This window comes from Chryseobacterium endophyticum, assembly GCF_056333165.1.
The window spans coordinates 172,809-191,676 of the sequence record NZ_JBWGXE010000006.1; the positions used below are offsets into that span (position 1 = coordinate 172,809).

Here is an 18,868-nt window from a genome sequence, read left to right on the forward strand (position 1 = left end):
CAAACAAATTAATATTAAATATAATGAAACATTAAAGAAAATTTCAGGGATAAAATTAATGTTTCTGTGAAGTTAGCATCAGGTACAGTTTACATCAGTATTCTACTTTTGCGCGATATAAGATCGGCCCACAGGCGTGATCTGTATATTATTAAAACATTACAAGCTAAAAACTGTACTTATGAAAAAACTGCTATTCTTTTTTTGTTTTGCCGTCCAGATGGCATTCGGACAAAATCTGTATCCTTATTTGCAGAATCCGACACCCACCTCAATGATCGTCAACTGGAAAACTTCATCCAATAACGAAACCACTGTTTTTTACGGAACAAATCCGGCCAATCTTAACGTGACCTTTACCGGGACAACAAATATTTTTTCGGATACCGGGTACAACGACAATTATTATTACCACACCGCAAAGATCACCAATCTGCAGCCGAACACAAAATATTACTATAAAATAAAAACAGGTAGCAGCGAATCTGCCGTTTACAATTTCAGGACACTTCCTTTACCTGGCCAGCCGGTGACTGCGAATGGCAAAATCCGTTTTCTGATCATGGGAGACAACCAGATCAAAGCGGAACCGAGATATGATACTTTAACCTTAAATGCTTACAAAAAGCTGAAAGAAAAGTTTGGTCCGGATTCCGATCCTTCTGATAATATTGCGCTCACTTTCATGGTCGGAGATCAGGTGGATGTGGGAACGCTCGACCATTACGAAAATGTGCATTTTAAAAAGAATATCAATTTATCTCCCTATCTGCCGATACAGACCACAGTCGGAAATCACGAAACCTACGGAACTCTGGGAATGAATTCGTATTACGCTCATTTTTATATTGACGAAATAAAATACAAAAACATCACGTCAGGAAATGAAAACTATTATGCTCAGCAGGCCGGAAATGTTTTGTTCATAAGCTTAAGCTCAGAACATACTGGATCTGCGCAGATGACCTGGCTTCAGCAGGTTCTTAACGAGGCCAACAATGATTCTACCGTAGACTGGATCATTTCTTTGAGTCACAGGCCCTACCAGGCGGAGCAATATGTCGGTGATATTTCAACCTGGGTGAGGAATAATGCAGTTCCGCTTCTTACGACTTCTTCAAAATATTTAATGCATGTGGGAGCACATCATCATTTATACCACAGAGGTCAGCTGAAAAATACCCCGAACTATCAGATCATCTCCGGTGGTGTGGCATGGGATCAGTATTGGGGAATGTCGACGGAACAGGATTTTGATGATGTTCAGAAAACATTAACGGACTGGACGTATCAGATCGTCGAGGTCGATGTGAATACAGGAAAAGTAGATGTAGAATCCTATTCAATCGGTGGCGTTTATCATAAAAAATATAATGAACTGATTGATACATTCCACAGATATAAAAATCAGCCTAAGCCTGCAAAACCTTCAATTTCAAATACGTTTACCGCGCCGGTTACTTTACCTCTAACCTTAAACGGAAGCGCATTTTCAAGCACAAACGCAGAATTGTTGAATACAACGCAGTTCCTGATCAGTAAAGCAGCCGATTTTTCGGTGATTGAAAAAGAATTTTACAGAGATTACGAAAACTGGTTCGGCAAAGACGGAAACGGAACTCCCGATATTACAAAAAACCTGAATGCAGGCATCGATATCACAAAAGCAACTATTGACGCAAACTCAATTACAAACGGTATCTATTATGTTAAAGTCCGCTACAGGGACAGAAACCTTGAATGGAGCGATTGGAGCGATGCAAAAGAATTTGAAGTGACAGGAAGTGTCGTATCAAATCCGACATTTACACTGGATAAAACAGAATACACCCAAAATGAACCGATCATTGCTACTTTCACTGACGGCCCTGGAAACAATCAGGATTGGGTAGGAATTTATAAAAAAGGACAGAATCCGGCTGCTGTTACTTCCCAGGCGTATGTTTATACCAATGGCCAAACGGCAGGAACAGCAACCTTCCAGAACGGAATTGCCAATAAAGGACAGTACTTCGCGGGATTTTTCGCCAATAACGGTTATACGGAAATTACACCGAGAAAAAATTTTTATGTAGGCCCCAAAGTCGTACTGAATACTACGGCAGAAGTTTATCCTGTCGGGGGAACGGTGACTGTTAATTTCTCAAACGGACCCAACCTGACAAAAGACTGGATCGGGATTTATAAAATGGGGCATACGCCGGGAAATGTAAATTCTACACAATGGAGCTATGTGACCACAGCGTCAGGAAGTCTTAATTTCACAGGCCTTGCGAAAGGATATTATTATGCACAGTATTTTCTGGAAGACGGTTATACCACAGTGGGTGAGAAAGTCTTCTTCAAAGTCGGAGATATTGTAACAGAGCTCTGGACCAATAAACCGGTATATACTTTGGGCGAAAATATTACCGCATCATGGACGGATTCTCCAGGAATCATCAAAGACTGGTTGGGAATTTACCCGCAAAATGTTACGGTTCCGGATGATAATTTCGTTTCTTATACTTATTTTGACGGGGTAACGCAGGGGACAAAAACTATTCAGGGGACGGCAGTTCCGGCGACACCTGGCAATTATTACATGGTGATGTTTACGAATGATTCTTATACCGAAGTTTCAAACAGGGTTCAGTTTCAGGTAACCGGATCAACATTAGGAACGGCGGAGACCAAAAGTACAGAGAAAAATGTAGTACTGTATCCAAACCCTACAAAACCGGGTGAGCCGACATTTATAAAAAGTGATTATCCTATCGAAAAAATAGAATTGCTTTCCGCAAACGGAGATTTGTTGTATGAATCAAAGAATATAAACAATCAGCGTTTTTCTTTGGTTAATGAAAATCTTCCGAAAGGGGTCTATTTTGTAAAAGTGCATACCCGGAAATTATTCACATTAAAATTGATTATTCAATAATGATAAAAATCCTGAATGGACGATTTATATCAGTTTTGGATGCCAGTCCAATCTATATAATGTTGATGAATTAATTTTAAATCCAATTCAAAAAGAAGCGGCAAAAATTTTAATTTTTGCCGCTTCTTTTTATTCATCCGTAGACTTCAGTGCCCATGCAATGAGTGGTGCCTGCATAAAAAGTCTCGCAAATCTCTGGTTGTCGGTATTCAGACCAAAAGAATCTCTTCTGTTTTTATACTGGGCGATATTCCCAGGAAGAACGGCGGCAAAGAAACCTGCTACAATTTTTCCCATGGTCTTTCTGTATTTTTTAGGAGTGGCAATCATTGCTGTTCCCAATGCAATCTCTGCATAGCCGGAATAAACAACCGTATCATCCTTATCCAGCGGTACCCATTCCGGAACCTGAGCCTGGAAAGCCTTTCTGGCAAAAGTGAGGTGCCCGATTCCCGCGGTGATCAGAAATGCGCCTAACGCAATCCTTGAAATGTCTTTCGTTTCCATATCTTGTCATTTAATTGGTGTAGCATAACCACAACCAAAATCCAGACCACGTTTTTAGCACAATTGCTGACAGAATAATCACATAGGTTGAAAACTCCTTTTTTCAGGAGCTTTTTCCGGCTCTCCGCTCATACTCCTCGCGCCAACCTTCTCCAACCGCACGCCACCACCAAACCCATCCACTCTCAAACCCTCCAGCCCCGCTGTGGGGTAACCGCTGCGATCCGGGCTAGGGCAGCAGCCCTCAGTTTTTACGGCAGACTTTGAAATAAAATCTGGTCTTTACAAGGTTATGGACAGGCTGCCATTCAGATTCGGAAGATAATAAATCCCGAAGGTTGTCGATTGGTACTCACGGATTAAGCAATTGAGAATGCGAATAAGATCATTTGATATAGTGTGAATAATACGTTAGCTGATAAAACTTCCGGCATCCGGCTTCACTCTTCCAGCCTTTTAACCTGATTTCTACTGCGGGTTCATGGCAATTCTATTAAGTCATTTTCTATTCGGCGGGATATGGGAAAAATGATTAAATTTAGGCCAACAGAAAATCTGATAGTTCATGATAGATAAAAGAGTAAAAAATGCAAAGGAAGCCATCGAAGGAATCAAAGACGGAATGACCCTGATGCTGGGCGGTTTCGGCCTTTGCGGAATCCCCGAAAATTCCATTAATGCCCTGGTAGAAAGCGATGTAAAAGACCTTACCTGTATTTCCAACAATGCCGGAGTGGATGATTTCGGACTGGGATTGCTGCTCCATAAAAGACAGATCAAAAAGATGATTTCTTCTTATGTAGGAGAAAATGCGGAGTTTGAAAGACAGATGCTTTCCGGCGAACTGGAAGTGGAACTGACTCCTCAGGGAACGCTGGCGGAAAAATGCAGGGCAGCACAGGCGGGAATTCCGGCGTTCTATACCCCGGCAGGTTTCGGAACCGAAGTGGCGGAAGGAAAAGAGGTAAAGGATTTCAAAGGAAAACCACATATTCTGGAATTCGCCTATGAAGCCGATTTCTCTATCGTAAAAGCCTGGAAAGGTGACCATGCCGGAAACCTCATTTTCAAAGGGTCCGCAAGAAACTTCAACCATCCGATGGCCGGAGCCGGAAAAATTACCATCGCCGAAGTAGAAGAGCTGGTAGAGCCGGGAAAATTGGACCCGAACCAGATCCACATTCCGGGAATCATGATACAAAGGATTTTCCAGGGAGAAAAGTTCGAAAAAAGAATCGAACAACGAACCGTAAGAAAAAGAGATTAAAGATAAAAACCGTGAGCACTTCACGGTTTTTTTTATATTTTATCAAAAATAATAGATGTGCATTGTTGGAAACGCAAAGTCACAAATATTTTTAAAATAAGCATTGCTTTACACTGCAAAAGAATTTGACAAAGTTAAATTTTCATATTGCCCCAGCTCACAGATTCAGCAGTTTTTACTGCAATTTTTATCTGCGTAATCTCCATAATCTGCGTGAGATTACATTTCCAGTTCAATATAAACGAGATCTAAGCGATCCACAATTTTATCAAAGATAAAATCCTGGCGCCTTTTAGCACCATTCAGGAAAATCCTTTTGCGCCGTTGAGTATCCCAACCGTTAAGGCATTTGGTGAAAAAGACAAAGTGCAAAACAATAAAAGATTCTTTAAACTTCTACTGTTCTGCGTTGCCGATTCTGAATATCCTTAATATTTTAAATTTCCAGCATCCATCACCCATCATCCATCCATCAAACTCCCATCGTCTTTCTTTCCCCGATCTGCTGCCTCCACATCGCATAATACAGCCCTTTTTCTTCGATCAGGCCAAGATGCGAACCTGTTTCCACAATCTGTCCGCGTTCCAGCACATAAATCCGGTCGGCATGCATAATCGTGCTTAAACGGTGGGCGATCAGGACGGTAATCTGCTCTTTTTCTTTGGAGATCTCCTTAATGGTCGTCGTAATTTCTTCCTCGGTAATGCTGTCCAGTGCGGAAGTGGCTTCATCGAAGATCAGCAAATGCGGTTTTCTCAATAAAGCCCGGGCAATGGCAATCCGTTGCTTTTCCCCGCCGCTCAGCTTCAGTCCTCCTTCCCCGATCACTGTTTCAATCCCGTTTTCAGCCCGTTCCAGAAGGGTTGTGCAGCTGGATTTTTTCAAAGCCAATTGAAGGTCTTCTTCGGTAGCTGCCGGATTTACAAACAGAAGGTTTTCTTTAATCGTACCCGCAAAAAGCTGGGTATCCTGTGTCACAAAACCGATCTGGTTCCTCAGCTCGTCAAAATCGAATTCCTTTCCGTTAACATGATTATAAAAAATGGAACCTTCCTGTGGACGGTACAGGCCGACAAGCAGTTTTACCAATGTACTTTTCCCGGAACCACTCGGCCCGACAAAAGCAATGGTTTCCCCGTTTTTCACATCAAATGAAATGGAATTCAAAGCTTTATAATGCGCCGTCTGATGCTGGAAAGAAACCTTTTGGAATTCAAGTTCTTCAATCGCACCGATCTTCTTAGGCATTAATGGTTTAGGTTCTACCTCTTTTTTCATCACCCGGTCGAAATTGTTGAGGGAAGCCTGTGCTTCGCGGTAAGAAATGATGATATTCCCGATTTCCTGCATCGGCCCGAAGATAAAGAAACCGTAAAACATCAGCGACAGATACTGCCCCGGCGTTACAACATTCTTGAAAATCAACAGCAATAACGTAAACGTAATCATCTGCTGTAAAAAATTAACCAATGTTCCCTGCACAAAACTCAGAGAACGTATGCTTTTCACTTTTCTCAGTTCCAGGCTTAGGATTTTATAGGTATTGTTGTTCAGACGTTCCACTTCCTGGTTGGTAAGTCCTAAACTTTTTACGATCTCAATATTCCGGAGACTTTCCGTTGTGCTTCCTGCCAGATCGGTTGTTTCCTTGACAATACTTTTCTGGATGGTTTTAATTCTCCGGCTCAATAAGTTGGTAACGACGGCAATGAAAATAATTCCCACCACGTACACCGGCATGATCGACCAGTGCAGGCGGATCGCATATACCGAAACGAAGATGATGCTTACCAGGATCCCGAAGAAGATATTGATGAAATTATTGATGAACTTTACCGTATCTTCACGTACTTTCGTTAAGATCGACAGTGTTTCACCGCTCCGCTGGTCCTCGAATTCCTGATACGGCAATCTCATGGAATGTCTCAATCCATCCGTAAAAATTTTGGCTCCGAATTTCTGGATGATCACATTCACCACATAATCCTGGAAGGCTTTCGCGATCCGGCTTATCATGGCAGTCCCGATCAGCAGTCCCAGAAAGTAGAAAACACCATGGTAAATATCATTTCCGTACAGGTATTCGTTCAGGTTTCTCGGGATTGTTTTTTCTTTATCGAAAAAATTGGGATGGGTAACCAGTTTGTCGAGAATATTCCCCGTAATGGCCGGTGCAAACAGGGAAAAAACCTGGTTTACAGCAGCTAACAATAAGGAAATGATAATCAGGAAACGGTAAGGTTTCAGGTAATGCAGTAAAACTTTCATGTGTTGATAAAAAGATGGACAAATTTACGATAAATTGAGAATCAAAATTTACCATACGATAAGAAAGAAAATTATTTCGTAATTCTGAAAAAATGGCTAATTTGGCGGGATAAGATTAAGCTATGCTGACTAAAGAACAAATTGCACAGAGAATTTCAAGAGAAGTAAAAGACGGATATTATGTAAACCTCGGAATCGGGATTCCAACCTTGGTAGCAAACTATGTACCGGACAACCTCTCCGTAGAATTCCAGAGTGAAAACGGGGTACTGGGAATGGGACCGTTTCCTTATGAAGGGGAAGAAGATGCCGATGTCATCAATGCCGGAAAACAAACGATCACCATCCTGGACGGCGGTTCCTTCTTCGATTCCGCTTTTAGTTTCGGAATGATCCGTGCGCAGAAAGTAGACCTGACCATTCTCGGTGCGATGGAAGTAGCGGAAAACGGAGATATTGCCAACTGGAAAATTCCCGGAAAAATGGTGAAAGGAATGGGAGGTGCAATGGATCTTGTAGCCTCAGCCGAAAATATCATCGTAGCGATGATGCACGTCAATAAAGCCGGAGAAAGCAAAATCCTTAAAAAATGCACGCTTCCTTTAACAGGAGTAAACTGTGTAAAAAGAGTCGTAACTGAATTAGCCGTACTGGATGTAACCCCGGCAGGTTTCAAATTGGTAGAAAGAGCACCCGGCATTTCGGTAGAACATATCGTAAAATCAACGGAAGCCGAACTGATCATTGAAGGTGAAATCCCGGAAATGCAGTTTTAAATAAAAAATAAAAGCTGCTTCAACGAAAAATTGAAGCAGCTTTTTTAGAAAAAGTATTATATTTTTAAAGTTCAATCATGAAGATATAATGTTTAATGTGTTTTTAGAATAGAAATTTAAACCCGAAAGATAACGTCGAAATTGCATTTCCGTTGGGTCCTAATACAGCTTTATTATAATCCGGCGTTACGGTCGCAACGTGGGCCAGTGAAAAATCTGTCGTTTTGATATCTTTTGTTGTGCCCGGATAATTTTTAATGGTAGTGTAAGAAAGATTAGCCAGATTATAAGAGAATTCTACAGTGAAATGTTTTGATATTACATAATCTAATCCTCCTGAAAGTGCCAGTCCGAACTGATTTACCTTAATATCGCTGTCCGGTACAGATTCTCCGTTGGCGGTGACTTTGGTTTTCCCCGAAATGATGGGAACTGCGAGCTGTCCGAAGAAAAATAGACCTCCGTGGATGTTCCAGTATTTTCTTGCCAGCGGTTCCACAACTAACAGATTAGTTTTTAAAGTCACATTTTCTGCAAACTGATCGGTCGATTTTACTCCGATATTCCCTACGGCAATTCCCACAGCGGTGGATGGGGCTACAAAATACCCCGCAAGAGGCAAAATAGTCGTACTTGATGATTTACCGTTCGCCGAGCCGTCACTGGTACTCTGGTATCCGATCTGTGCGGTGGCAAACCATGTTCCTTTTAAAGCTTCCTGTTTTTCCTGAGCACTGCAGATTCCCATCATCATCAGGCAGCTTGCCCATAAGATTTTTTTCATGTTCCTAGATTTTTTTTGTTTGTTTAACAGGATCAAATTTACCGTGGTTTAAGGCTTTCCAGCTTGGATTTTCAATGATATTTGTCACTTTTGATATTTGTCATTTTTATCAAAAAATATAAATATTGTTTTTAAATTTACAGTAGATTAAGGGTGATGTTTGTTTAATGTTTAAAATAGATGAATATATTTTGAATTGTATTCATTGTTTTTTTATGTTTGATGATGTCGGGAAATCAGGTCTTTAAAAAAACAACAAAAATCTATTTTTTTTTGAAATTCATCATTTTGTGAGGTGAGCAATCAAATCACCTTTTGATTTTCAGAAAATAAGTATATTAGCCCTACTATTAAATTCATAAAATGCGCAGGTTTTTACTGATCTATTCTATCTTGTTTTCGACGTTTTTTTATGCTCAGACCAGGTTAAATCTTATTCCGTATCCTAAAAACATTGAATTCCTGAAGGGTGAGTTTGAGGTCAATAATCAAACCGTAGTTAAGGGTTTGGAAGAATCTTTCGAATATCAGTTTTTTCTGAATTCATTAAATAAAAGATCAAACCTTGATTTATCAAAAAATAAAAGAGGAAGCGGAAGCAATGTCATCTCTATTACCATTGATAAAAAGATAAATGATGCTGATTATGAAATTCATGTTGATAAAGACTTTATTTCAGTAAAAGCAAAAAATGAGGAAGGCCTGTTCCACGGGATTCAGACTTTGCTTCAGCTTATCCAAAATTCTGACAATAGAAAAGTTCCGGCATTAAAAATTTCAGACGAACCGAAATTCGTCTGGCGGGGAATGCACCTCGATGTCTCTCGTCATTTTTTCACGGTAGACGAAGTTAAGCAATACATCGATTATCTCGCCATGTATAAGTTGAATACCTTTCACTGGCATTTAACGGATGATCAGGGATGGAGAATCGAGATTAAAAAATATCCTAAGCTCACCCAGATTGGTTCCAGAAGAAAAGAATCCATGATTGGGGCGTATGTTGATAATACCTTCGACGGAAAACCTTACGGACCGTACTTTTATACGCAGGATCAGATTAAAGAGGTAGTGAAATACGCTCAGGACAGGCATATCACTGTTGTTCCAGAAATTGAAATGCCGGGGCATGCTTTAGCGGCTTTATCCGCTTATCCTGAACTTGCCTGTACCAAAGGTCCTTTTGAACCGGCAACGAAATGGGGTGTTTTTGATGATGTATTCTGCCCGAAAGAAGAAACTTTTACGTTTTTAGAAAATGTCTTAAATGAAGTATTGCAGCTTTTTCCTTCGCAGTACATCCATATCGGAGGCGACGAATGCCCGAAAACGAGATGGAAGGAATGCGCGCACTGCCAGGAACTCATCAGAAAGAATAATCTTAAAGATGAACACGGACTGCAAAGCTACTTCATCCAAAGAATTGAAAAGTATGTAAACGCAAAGGGCAGAAAGATTATCGGTTGGGATGAAATCCTGGAAGGCGGCCTGGCTCCTAATGCGGCCGTCATGAGCTGGACCGGGATCAAAGGCGGCGTAGAAGCAGCAAAGACCGGACATTTTGCCGTAATGACCCCGGGAGCCTATTGCTATTTCGACCATTATCAGGGAGATCCTGTGACCGAGCCCAATGCGTTCGGTGGATTTACACCGTTAGATAAAGTGTATTCCTATCAGCCTATTCCTGAAGAACTAAATGCGGATCAGTCAAAATACATTTTAGGCGTGCAGGCCAATCTCTGGACGGAATATATCCTCGATTTTAAACAGGTGCAGTACATGATTTTCCCGAGGCTGTTTGCGCTTTCTGAAGTAGGCTGGGGAACGTCAGACCCAAAAAACTATAAGGAATTTGAAGGCCGGGTGATCAATGAGTTTAAAACCCTGGATAAAATGGGTGTAAACTATGCAAGAAGCATTTACAACATTAACGGTAAAGTAATAGCTGCTGACAATGGTGTGGCTTACGAACTGTCAACGTCGCAAAGTCCGAGCGGAATTCGATATACCGTTAACGGCACAGATCCTTCAGCAAGTTCGTCAAATTATACAAGTCCGATTCCGGTTCAGAAATCCATGACCATAAAATCCGCCTATTTTGAAAAAGGACAGCTGAAAAGTGCCATTTCTTCTCAGGATTTTACCGTTTCAAAAACAACTGGTAAAAAAATTACACTGGAACAGCAGCCGAATGAGAACTATTCTTTCGGCGGTGCCTTTACATTGGTGGATGGTATTATCGGAAATCAACGGCAGCTTGGAAAAACCTGGCTGGGGTTTCAGGGAAAAGATGTGATCGCCACGATTGATCTCGGACAAAAAACGTCTTTTTCGAAAGTCTGCTTCAATACCCTGGACAATAAAGGTAGCTGGATTCATTTTGCCAAATCCGCACAGATTTTTATTTCAGATAACGGAACTGATTTTAAGCTGATCAAGGAAATCGGAAAAGAGGATATCCTCTCTGCCAAAGGAAAAATCAGGTTAAATGTAGGAAACCAGAACTCAAAATATATAAAAGTAAAAATCGAAAATGCAGGAATTATTCCGGCCGGAAACCCCGGTGCCGATTCAAATGCCTGGCTTTTCGTCGATGAAATCGGAGCAAATTAATATATTCAAAATTCAATATTATTAAAAAGAAAACTTGAGTCTGAAATTTTTAACCTTAAATCCTGAACCTTGAATCTTGAACCTTGAATTTTAAACTTTAAACCCTATGTCTTCACGCAGAAAATTTATAAAAAATACCGCCATTGCATCATCCGCATTATTGTTGAATCCTTTGGATGTTTTTGGCAAAAATATTCCTGAAAACGATCATAAAACGATCAATAAACCTATCGTTCTTTCCACTTGGGATTTCGGGCTGAGAGCCAATGAAGAAGCCTGGAAAACATTAGGCAGCGGCGGCAAAGCATTGGACGCTGTGGAAAGAGGAGTTCGTCTGGTGGAAGATGATCCTACGGAAAGAAGCGTAGGATACGGCGGACGTCCGGACAGGGAGGGAAGAGTAACGCTGGATGCCTGCATCATGGATGAAAAATACAACATCGGTTCGGTAGCCTGCCTTGAAAATATCAAAAACCCGATTTCCGTAGCCCGTGCCGTCATGGAAAAAACACCGCATGTAATGCTGGTCGGCGACGGAGCTTTGCAGTTTGCCGTTTCTCAGGGATTTAAAAAAGAAAACCTCCTGACGCCCGAATCCGAAAAAGAATGGAAAGACTGGCTGAAGGACAGCAAATACATGCCAATCGTTAATATCGAAAACCACGATACCATCGGAATGATTGCCTTAGACGCCAACGGAAACCTTTCCGGAGCCTGCACTACCAGCGGAATGGCCTTTAAAATGCATGGAAGAGTAGGCGATTCGCCTATTATAGGAGCGGGCTTATTTGTAGACAATGAAGTCGGTGCCGCAACGGCGACGGGACATGGTGAAGAAGTGATCAGAACCGTCGGAACGTACCTGGTTGTGGAACTCATGAGACAGGGCAGGAACCCGCAACAGGCCTGCAAAGAAGCCGTAGAAAGGATTGTACAGATTACCAAACGAAGAAATAAAAACCTGAAAGACATCCAGGTCGGTTTTATCGCCCTCAATAAGAAAGGGGAATACGGTTCTTACTGCATCCAGGACGGATTCAGCTTTGCCGTACACGACCAGAAAGGAAACCGTCTTGAAAGACCCGGATTTGCGTTGAAATAAAATTAGAGGCCATGAAGAATTTATTTATTCCTTCTTTGTTTTTTATTTTCAGTTGTCAGAATACTGTGAAAGAGAATGTTAAATCGGAAGAATTTTCATTTGAAGAAGTGGTGGTACAGAATAATGCAGGCGCAGAAGAGGCAAAGAGATGGCTGGAGAAAAGTATCGCTGAATATTTTAAAGCTGACATTTCCGAACAGGATAAAATGATGAGAGATATGACCACTAAAAAATATTATGAATTTAAAACAGACGCTACAAACGTTGATTTAAATGGTGGTCTCACATTAAAGAAATTTAAGGAAAAGTGGGAAAACGATTACGATACAAATTTTGCCGGAATAAACACAGGATTTCTTATTTCTGCCCAGGATTGGATAAATGTTGAAGTAAGAAAATGTGAAGTACAAACAGCATTGCTCAATGTTTACACTTTCAATGTGATTTTAGCTGACGATGGTTTTAAAGCAAAATACCGCAGGAATATTAAAGTTATAAAAGAGAATGATAAATTTCTAATCGACGGAATAATAGAATTAAATTAAATCAACATTAAATGTCAAAAATAGAAATAGCCTGTTTCAACCCGGAATCCGCGATCACCGCTTTTGAAAACGGAGCCGACCGGATCGAACTTTGTGATGGATTGAGCGAAGGCGGAACTACCCCGGATTTTGAAACCGTTAAACAACTGCGTGAAAAAATAAATATTCCGATGTTTGTGATGATCCGTCCGCGAGGGGGAGATTTTACCTATTCCGATGAGGAATTCGAGCAGATGAAATCCGACCTGACCCATTTAAAATCATTAAACGTCGATGGATTCGTTTTCGGGATTTTGGATGAAAATGATGAGGTGAATGTAATACAAAACAAAGAGCTGATTAAACTTGCCGAACCTTATCCATGCACTTTTCACCGGGCCTTCGACCGTGCCAGAGATCTGGAACAGTCGCTGGAAAAAGTAATCGCCTGCGGATTCAACACGATTCTTACTTCCGGGCAGAAACCGAATGTTTCCAAAGGGAAAGAAAACCTTAGAAAACTTGTGGAATTATCAGCCGGAAGAATTGAAATCCTGGTCGGCGGCGGCCTGCGCTCGACGAATATTGAAGAAATCAGAGAATATACAAAAGCACAGTATTTCCATTCGTCTGCGATCATCGATGGCGGAGCTTTCGCCAGTGCAGAAGAGGTCGTAGCTTTGAAAAATAAGTAAGGAATTTAATTAAACGCAAAGTTTTATTTGTATGGCAGCGTATTTTAAGCGGGCAAAGCATGCGGCAAAGCCGCTGATGAAGCGTACGGATATGCCGCTGCGCTTCATCAGATCAGCTTGCTGATCCATTCTTTGCTTCCTTAAATTATACATGAAAAAGAATAAAACTTTGCGTTAAATAAAATACCATGCGTGTGACAGAAATGAATTTTCCATTTAAAGGAAATTGTAATTTTGAAAAATACCCGCAAATTAATTAAACGCAAAGTTTTATTTATGAGGCAGCATATTTTAAGCGGGCAAAGCATGCGGCAAAGCCGCTGATGAAGCGTACGGATATGCCGCTGCGCTTCATCAGATCAGCTTGCTGATCCATTCTTTGCTTCCTCAAATTATACATGAAAAAGAATAAAATTTTGCGTTAAATAAAATACCATGCGTGTGACAGAAATGAATTTTCCATTTAAAGGAATTTGTAATTTTGAAAAATACCCGCAAATTAATTAAACGCAAAGTTTTATTTGTGAGGCAGCATATTTTAAGCGGGCAAAGCAGGCGGCAAAGCCGCAGATGAAGCGTACGGATAAGGCGCTGTGCTTCATCAGATCAGCTTGCTGATCTATTCTTTGCTTCCTTACTTTATACACAGAGAAAATAAGCCTTTGCGTTAAATAAAATACACATATGACAGAAAAGGAATTATCTTACAAAATTATTGGAGCCGCACTGGAAGTACACCGAAGTTTAGGGGTTGGTCTGTTAGAGAATACTTATGAAATTGCCCTGCTTTATGAATTAAAACAGTTGGGCCTTGATGTACAACAACAGGTTGCTTTACCCCTTATATACAAAGATGTAATAATCGAAAATGCCTATAAAATAGATCTTGTCATCGAAGGCAAAGTAATTGTTGAAATAAAATCGGTTTTAGAAATACATCTCATATTTCAGGCTCAATTGTTAACGTATTTGAAATTAGCCCATATGAAACTCGGACTTTTGATTAATTTTAATACATTACTTATAAAACATGGAATCCACAGGGTTGTAAACAATTTATAATGAACAAAATTTTATTTTTTTCCTTTCTTTTCATTCAGCTTCTGATCAACGGCCAGACTTCGGAACGCTCTTTGGCTTCCCGAAATTGGCAGTTTAAAAATTCAAAAGAAAATAAGTGGTTGACAGCTACCGTTCCGGGAACCGTTCATCTGGATCTGATGAACAGCAACATGATTCCCGATCCTTACAAAGACGAAAACGAAAAAAAGGTGCAATGGGTAGAAAATGAAGATTGGGATTATCAGACTCAGTTTACCGTTTCTGCTACAGACCTGGAGAACCAGCATATTGATCTGGTTTTCGACGGACTGGATACTTTTGCTGAAATTTATCTGAATGGAAAACTGCTGAAGAAAACGGACAATATGTTCAGGAAATGGACCATTCCGGTTAAACCTTATGTAAAACAGGGTGAAAACATTCTTCATGTGAAATTTAAATCAGCCGTTAATGTTGGAAAAGAATTAGCCAAAAAAATTCCTTTCACCCTTCCGGAATCACCGAGAAGCTTCGTGCGTAAAGCGCAGTATCAGTTTGGTTGGGATTGGGGGCCGAGATTGGTGACAGCAGGAATCTGGAAAGACGTCAGACTCAGTTTCTGGAATCAGGCTAAACTGAAAGCCGTGAAGATCGAGCAGGTTAAAATAACTGATAAAAAAGCAGAGCTGGCCATCCACACCGAAATTTTTACAGAGAAAGGCGGAAAGTACACTGTTGCGGTGAACGGTAATGCGCATACTTTTTCTCTGAAACAGGGACCCAATACGATTTTAGTTCCATATCAGATTCAGAATCCGAAGCTATGGCAGCCCAATGGATGGGGGGAACCAAATCTCTACAATATAAAAATCAGCATACAAAAAGAGACAAAACTCATATGCGAGAAAACAGAACGGATCGGATTGAGAACGGTAGAACTGGTACAGGATAAGGATGCCAAAGGAAAATCGTTTTATTTTAAAGTCAACGGTCAGCCTATGTATGCCAAAGGGACAAACTGGATTCCCGGCGATAGCTTTTCACCACGAATAACCAAAGAAAAGTACCGGAAGCTGATCCGTGATTGCAAAGAAGCGCACATGAATATGATTAGGATTTGGGGCGGCGGAATCTATGAAGACGATGAATTTTACAAAGCCTGTGATGAAAACGGCATCCTGGTATGGCAGGATTTTATGTTTGCCGGAAGCTTTTATCCCGCAGACGAAAACTTTCAGAAAAATGTGGAACTGGAAGTCAAAGATCAGATCGAAAGGCTTCAGAACCACCCTTCACTGGCTCTTTGGTGCGGAAACAACGAAATTGATGAAGCCATCGTCAATTGGGGTTATCAAAAGCAGTTCAACTATTCAAAAGACGATTCGCTGCAGGTCTGGAAAGATTACAGAACCATTTTCCATGAGGTGATCCCCGGGGCCATCAAAAAATATGCAACGGCTGATAAACAGATCTACTGGCCGAGCTCACCATCCATCGGCTGGGGACATAAAGAAAGTTTAACGGAAGGCGATTCCCATTATTGGGGCGTCTGGTGGGGCGAGCAACCGTTTGAGATTTTTAACGAAAAAATACCGCGCTTCGCTTCGGAATACGGCTTCCAGGGCATGCCGACGCTGGAGACCACCAAATCGATGTTCCCGGGAAATCCGGATCTAAGTTTACAAAATCCTGTGATCAAAGCGCACGAAAAACATTCAAGAGGCTGGGAGATTATTGAGAATTATATGAAACGGGACTATATCGTTCCAAAAGATTTTGTGAAATACAATTATGTTTCCCAACTGCTTCAGGCACGCGGAATGCAGATTGCCATTGAAGCACACCGCCGGGCTAAACCTTACAATATGGGTACTTTGTATTGGCAGCTGAACGATTGCTGGCCGGTCGTTTCATGGTCATCCATCGATTACCTCGGCAACTGGAAAGCATTGCATTATCAGGTGAAAAGAAGCTTTGAAAACCAAGTCATGTTAACAGAGGAGAAAGACGGGATACTGAATTTTTATGGAATTAATGATGGATTAGGTAAAATTCAGGAGGTAAACATAGAATTTGAAGTCAACAATTTTAAAGGTGAAAATATTCTTACGGCAGTCTCAAATAAGAAACAGAATTTAGAAGGAATAATTAAGTTTAATCCTTTATCTGTTGCAGAACTGGTTGGCATTGCTGATAAGAATGAATTGTTTTTAAATATAATTTTAAGAGGCAAAGATGAAAAGGTGATTGCCGAAACCAACTATTTCTTCGCAAAGCCAAAAGATTTAAAGCTTACAAAACCAAATCTTAAGGTCAAAAAAATTTCCCCTACTGAAATCGAAATCTCCACCGATGTCCTGGCAAAAGATGTCTATCTTATGGGAGATACCCATTTCAGCGATAACTTCTTCGATCTTTTACCCAATACCTCTAAAAGGATTATCCTTTCCAAACCTTTGGGAAAAGTCGAGGCGATGAGCCTTTGGGATACAATGAATGAGTAGGATTCTGATAAATTCAAACCTCATAGGTTTCCAAAAACCTATGAGGTTTAGACAAGTAAATTAATATTAATAAAATGGTCAATTTTATTCTGATTGCGGTCTGCATCATCGCGGGAATGATCTTTAAGGCGACAAAATCCATTCATCCCGACGCCCACAAAGGCATCAACACCTTGATCCTGTATCTCGCGCTTCCGGCCGTTTCGTTTAAATACCTTCCAAAAATACAATGGACGGTCGAAATGCTTTTTCCTATTGTCGCTACCTTTCTGATTTCGGTGGTCTGCTTTTTCTTTATGAAATTTTACAGCCGGTATAAAGGTTATTCCGGCCGTTCGCAGAGCACGTTGGAACTGGTGAGCGGCTACAGCAATACTTCCTTTATCGGTTTCCCGCTGGTGGCCGCATTTTACGGGGAAAACCTTTTAAGCATTGCCGTGATCTGTGACCAGACCATGTTTCTGGCCCTTTCGACGTTAGGCATTATCGCAGCGGTAAAAGGAGGGAGCCGGTCCGGGAAAGTAAGTGCCAAGTTTGTCCTGAAAAGGCTCGTTACCTTTCCGCCGCTCATCGGATGTATTGCAGCATTGGTGCTGTCGAGGTTGATCGACTTTTCACCGGCAGAACCTTTTTTCGACAAACTGGCGGCGACCGTCAGTCCGCTGGCTTTATTTTCCGTAGGGCTTCAGCTGAAATTCAACGGCTGGAAAAAACTCATTCCCCAGATGTCCGTTTCCATGCTCTACAAGCTAATCCTGGCTCCGGCAATGGTTTTAGGCCTTGCACTGTTGGCCGGCATCAAAGGCGATATCGCAAAAATTACTGTGTTTGAAGCAGCGATGCCCACCGTCGTTACCTCAAGCATCATCGCAGAACAGTTCCGGCTCAATACCAAACTCACCAATTTAACGATCGGCTTTAGCATCATCGTCGGAATTTTCACCTCCGCGGTCTGGTACCAGATAACGGAATTCTTCTTTTAACCTTACAGATAAACCCCTAATATTCTAAAAACGCTTAAAACTCATAAACTCACCAACTCCAAGACCCTCTCATTTATAAGGAGCTTCATCCGGCTATCCACTCTTACTCCTCGCACCGACACTTTCCGATACACTCCAACCCCAAACCCCTTTACGCTCCAACCCTCCAGCCCCGCTGTGGGGTAACCGTTCCTATCCGGGCTAGGGCAGTAGACTTTCATTTTGCATTTCGCGTTAAGATTAACGTAGAGTTGAGCTACAAACCGTACGTGAAAGGCTGGAAGAAGGATACTGGAAGCACGGTTGCTTAAGCATATTTCTTGTAATTTTGAATATCAACTGGATTTTTTTCACTACGCTAAAGCCTTAAAGATGTTCACTTTCCTTTGATTTCATTAAATCGCTTAAAAAAAATAATTACCGTCAGATTCATGTCAAGATTAACCGGCGCATAAGGAGAATTTGGATCACATTTTGGAAGTTTACAACAAATAATCAAAGATCGTAATGGGATGTATAATTCATTAAAAATCAAATCCCTGCTCATTTGCTGAGTGAAACGCCTTTGCGACCGAAAAATAGGCGTATAATTATCAACTGAATTCTTTGCGAACACCGCGTTAAAAAAATATCCCCTTTATCCGCAAATCTCTGAGTGCTTCTATAAATGAAATGGCTTTGTGAAACTGATGCGCATTCTGATAAAAAAAATCTTTCTGTACTTCGTGTTCATCGAAAGGCATGCGTTAATTTAACGTCGCTATCATTTGCTGAGTGAAACGCCCTTGCGAACGAAATACAGATATCTTTTAAAAAATCCTTTGCGACCATAGCGTTTAAAATAAGTCAGCTTCCTTCAAAAAAATACCCAACAAATCCTCCC

Annotated in this window: 13 protein-coding genes; 10 read left to right on the forward strand and 3 right to left on the reverse strand. The window is 41.0% G+C overall.

Annotated features, from left to right (window positions below; all coding sequences use genetic code 11):
* The first annotated feature begins 181 nt into the window (after positions 1-181).
* Entirely contained in the window at positions 182-2,920 is a 2,739-nt protein-coding gene (locus AC0N32_RS14725; RefSeq protein WP_476394613.1) for a fibronectin type III domain-containing protein, read from the forward strand.
* A gap of 129 nt (positions 2,921-3,049) precedes the next feature.
* Here AC0N32_RS14725 and AC0N32_RS14730 read toward each other — a convergent pair whose 3' ends face one another.
* Positions 3,050-3,427 (reverse strand): DoxX family protein, encoded by a 378-nt coding sequence (locus tag AC0N32_RS14730; RefSeq protein ID WP_476394614.1) that lies wholly within the window; start codon positions 3,425-3,427, stop codon positions 3,050-3,052.
* A 565-nt stretch (positions 3,428-3,992) separates the two neighbouring features.
* Between AC0N32_RS14730 and AC0N32_RS14735 the strand changes: the two genes are divergently transcribed.
* The gene (locus tag AC0N32_RS14735; protein ID WP_476394615.1) at positions 3,993-4,694 is read left to right on the forward strand and encodes a CoA transferase subunit A; all 702 of its coding nucleotides are present in this window, start codon (positions 3,993-3,995) and stop codon (positions 4,692-4,694) included.
* A gap of 472 nt (positions 4,695-5,166) precedes the next feature.
* Here the strand turns inward: AC0N32_RS14735 and AC0N32_RS14740 are convergent, their stop codons facing one another.
* A complete protein-coding gene (locus AC0N32_RS14740; RefSeq protein WP_476394616.1) occupies positions 5,167-6,963 on the reverse strand; it encodes an ABC transporter ATP-binding protein in 1,797 nt (598 codons plus the stop codon).
* Positions 6,964-7,085: 122 nt separating this feature from the next.
* Here AC0N32_RS14740 and AC0N32_RS14745 point away from each other — a divergent pair, with 122 nt between their 5' ends.
* A complete protein-coding gene (locus AC0N32_RS14745) occupies positions 7,086-7,739 on the forward strand; it encodes a CoA transferase subunit B (RefSeq protein WP_476394617.1) in 654 nt (217 codons plus the stop codon).
* Positions 7,740-7,842: 103 nt separating this feature from the next.
* On the opposite strand, the gene AC0N32_RS14750 is transcribed toward AC0N32_RS14745, so the two are convergent.
* Positions 7,843-8,523 (reverse strand): outer membrane beta-barrel protein, encoded by a 681-nt coding sequence (locus AC0N32_RS14750; RefSeq protein ID WP_476394618.1) that lies wholly within the window; start codon positions 8,521-8,523, stop codon positions 7,843-7,845.
* 363 nt (positions 8,524-8,886) lie between these two features.
* Here AC0N32_RS14750 and AC0N32_RS14755 point away from each other — a divergent pair, with 363 nt between their 5' ends.
* The 7 genes from AC0N32_RS14755 to AC0N32_RS14785 all read left to right on the forward strand — a co-directional run bounded on the left by AC0N32_RS14755 (position 8,887) and on the right by AC0N32_RS14785 (position 17,985).
* Positions 8,887-11,136, forward strand: coding sequence for a family 20 glycosylhydrolase (locus AC0N32_RS14755; RefSeq protein WP_476394619.1), 2,250 nt, complete (start codon positions 8,887-8,889; stop codon positions 11,134-11,136).
* 106 nt (positions 11,137-11,242) lie between these two features.
* Positions 11,243-12,238: an isoaspartyl peptidase/L-asparaginase family protein gene (locus AC0N32_RS14760; protein WP_476394620.1), complete on the forward strand. Its 996-nt coding sequence runs from the start codon at positions 11,243-11,245 to the stop codon at positions 12,236-12,238.
* 11 nt (positions 12,239-12,249) lie between these two features.
* The gene (locus AC0N32_RS14765; RefSeq protein ID WP_476394621.1) at positions 12,250-12,783 is read left to right on the forward strand and encodes a hypothetical protein; all 534 of its coding nucleotides are present in this window, start codon (positions 12,250-12,252) and stop codon (positions 12,781-12,783) included.
* Positions 12,784-12,794: 11 nt separating this feature from the next.
* A complete protein-coding gene (locus AC0N32_RS14770; RefSeq protein WP_476394622.1) occupies positions 12,795-13,457 on the forward strand; it encodes a copper homeostasis protein CutC in 663 nt (220 codons plus the stop codon).
* Between the two features lie 684 nt (positions 13,458-14,141).
* The gene (locus AC0N32_RS14775; protein WP_476394623.1) at positions 14,142-14,519 is read left to right on the forward strand and encodes a GxxExxY protein; all 378 of its coding nucleotides are present in this window, start codon (positions 14,142-14,144) and stop codon (positions 14,517-14,519) included.
* The gene (locus tag AC0N32_RS14780; RefSeq protein ID WP_476394624.1) at positions 14,519-17,002 is read left to right on the forward strand and encodes a beta-mannosidase; all 2,484 of its coding nucleotides are present in this window, start codon (positions 14,519-14,521) and stop codon (positions 17,000-17,002) included. The genes AC0N32_RS14775 and AC0N32_RS14780 overlap by 1 nt, the downstream gene beginning before the upstream one ends.
* Before the next feature lie 74 nt (positions 17,003-17,076).
* Positions 17,077-17,985, forward strand: a complete 909-nt coding sequence (locus AC0N32_RS14785; protein ID WP_476394625.1) for an AEC family transporter — start codon at positions 17,077-17,079, stop codon at positions 17,983-17,985.
* Positions 17,986-18,868: the final 883 nt, after the last annotated feature.